This window comes from Bacteroides sp. AF39-16AC, assembly GCF_003602735.1.
GTDB lineage: Bacteria > Bacteroidota > Bacteroidia > Bacteroidales > Bacteroidaceae > Bacteroides > Bacteroides uniformis.
In genome coordinates, this window is record NZ_QTLN01000063.1 from 1 (window position 1) to 2,294 (window position 2,294).

General features: G+C 33.2%; 3 protein-coding genes and 1 pseudogene. All 4 read left to right on the top strand.

Going from position 1 to position 2,294, the window contains the following annotated elements; translation table 11 throughout:
- Positions 1-52: 52 nt before the first annotated feature.
- A pseudogene (locus DW039_RS21545) lies at positions 53-382 on the top strand (Crp/Fnr family transcriptional regulator); the annotation flags it as partial.
- Positions 383-525: 143 nt separating this feature from the next.
- The gene (locus tag DW039_RS20605) at positions 526-801 is read left to right on the top strand and encodes a hypothetical protein (RefSeq protein WP_005833197.1); all 276 of its coding nucleotides are present in this window, start codon (positions 526-528) and stop codon (positions 799-801) included.
- Positions 802-1,308: 507 nt separating this feature from the next.
- A complete protein-coding gene (locus DW039_RS21550; RefSeq protein WP_049129949.1) occupies positions 1,309-1,503 on the top strand; it encodes a DUF6597 domain-containing transcriptional factor in 195 nt (64 codons plus the stop codon).
- A gap of 125 nt (positions 1,504-1,628) precedes the next feature.
- The gene (locus DW039_RS20615) at positions 1,629-2,261 is read left to right on the top strand and encodes a Type 1 glutamine amidotransferase-like domain-containing protein (RefSeq protein WP_120382313.1); all 633 of its coding nucleotides are present in this window, start codon (positions 1,629-1,631) and stop codon (positions 2,259-2,261) included.
- The last annotated feature ends 33 nt before the right edge of the window (positions 2,262-2,294 follow it).

The following is a 2,294-nucleotide window of genomic DNA, read 5'->3' on the forward strand; positions in this document are numbered from 1 at the left end:
GAATTTCAACAATTTCAAAGAACGACTATGATTTTTTAGTGGACACTAATGATACGACATAAAATCTGAATTGAATATACAAGCAATAACCCCATGTAGAATCTACATCTGTTCTTCCGAATTACTTCTACAAGAATTTGAAGAGAACAAAGAAAATCAACGAATAGCCCGCATTGCAGCCGAACAATTATTTTTTCAGTCGTATTCACGTTACTTGGATTTGTTCAGATTTACATCGGAAGAACGCTATCTCCAACTTCTTAAAAAATGTCCAGAAATCCTACAAATGGTACCCCTAAAAGAAATTGCGTCTTACTTGAAAATAACCTCTATTCACATGAGCCGCATCAGACACAAACAGAGTTTTGACAGCAAAGAATAAACATAGGTTTAGAAATTCAATCATTTAACAATATTCCAAGACAATATTGATTCTGTCAGGAAGTTCTCTTTTATTTTTGCCCTATCCTTTGGCTGATTCAGCGAAAGGCAGGAATGAAAGGAGTTAAACATAGAGTCCTATATATGAGAACAAGAAAAGTATTTAGAATGCCACTTGATAAAATTCTTTGTTTATCAGCCAATGCTATATTAACCATTATTGCACTATGGAGTATTGCATCAGTCTTTTTCGAAAACGCCACAATTGATTCTATAATAGCCCGTTTCAGCGTGGCTTCTGCCTGCATGGCCAACCTATTTTCAAAACATCGCCTTATCCGGATAATATTCCTCATTATGGCATTTGTACTGATAATTGTTGCAACCGCCCTCTATGTCCATAAAGCAAATAAGATGTAAAATACTCAGCAGTTATTCCGTCTCATTTTTCCTTTTCTTCCACAGCTGATAACTATTGATTATATTCTGCCACACATTATACATACAGCATAATATAGCTCTGATTATCAAAGTAAAAGCCCACCTATTACTAATAGTGGGTAACAAAATAGTAACAAAAAAAACGAAGAAATCGCTTTGCGGTGGGCTTCATGTGCAAAGGTAACAAAAGCTCTCTAACCATAAAAGCAAAACTGGCGAAAAGAAGAATACTGTTTTTCTTTTCGCCAGCATATATAATTTGCTGTCAATAGAAATTAGTTTAGTCCGTTTTGGATATATAGACAAAAACACAAACTAAACTTGTGTTTATAATAACTTTTTCAACTTATCTATGACATATCTTCCAATGCAGAGAACTTTGAATGATTTAGGTAACAGATATTTGGATGTTTTAATTAGAATGTCCCTTTTTTACACCTAATATCTATCTAAGAAATCTTACTTTTGTTTGATAATTAAAACAGAATGGAGAAAATTCAAGTAATACAACCTACCAAATTGCTCGCTCCTTATATAAAGCAATATTGGCTTTTAAGGATAGATGATGTAAAGCAAGGCTTTCAACGTTCTATCCCGGCAGGTTGTGTAGCACTTGTTTTTCATAAAGGGAACAAAATTATTTCTTCTTTTCATAAGGGAACGCAGCCACATTACAAATAGGGTAAATTTCAATAATGGATTGTTTTGATGAAAAAAACTCTTCAATATTTAGACTTACTGACATAGGGCTGTCATAGAAGACGCTATCTTTGTATCAAAAAGTATTCAACTTAATATTATAGAATATGAAAAGATTATTTTTATGCTCATCATTTGCTGATGTTGCTAATCTATTTGTCGATTGTGCCAAAGAAGATTTGCAAGGGAAAATTATAGCTTTTATACCAACTGCAAGCCTTACAGAACCAATACGATTCTATGTAAAAAAGGGGAAAAAGGCTTTAGAAGAAGCAGGAATGATTGTTGAAGAAGTCGAGATTACCCAACTGCCCAAAGAGGAAATATCTTCTATATTACATAAATGCGATTATATCTACATAACAGGTGGAAATACATTTTTCCTTTTGCAAGAGTTAAAAAGAAAAGGTGTTGATAAAATTATATCTAAACAAGTGAAATTGGGTAAACTGTATATTGGGGAATCTGCCGGAGCAATAATAGCCTCTCCCGATGCAGAATATATGAGAAGTGTGAATTTTGATCCAATAGAAAAGGCTCCTGAATTGAAAGACTGTACTTCTTTAGATTTGGTCGATTTTTATACGATTCCCCATTATGGAAATTTTCCATTCAAGAAAAAAGGTGAAAAGATAGTTCAACTATATAATGAGAAGTTGCAGCTTATTCCTATAAGTAATAAACAAGCTGTTATTATTGAAGATTCAAATATTCAAATTAAAGATGTAGCTAACACTTGAAAAGGGACCCGGGTAGCATTTGAAACGTGTACC

Excerpts from the sequence above, each read along its gene's own strand:
- DW039_RS21550 (WP_049129949.1), top strand. The coding sequence starts at position 1,309 with ATGGAGAAAATTCAAGTAATACAACCTACCAAATTGCTCGCTCCTTAT.
- DW039_RS20605 (WP_005833197.1), top strand. The coding sequence starts at position 526 with ATGAGAACAAGAAAAGTATTTAGAATGCCACTTGATAAAATTCTTTGT.
- DW039_RS20615 (WP_120382313.1), top strand. The coding sequence starts at position 1,629 with ATGAAAAGATTATTTTTATGCTCATCATTTGCTGATGTTGCTAATCTA.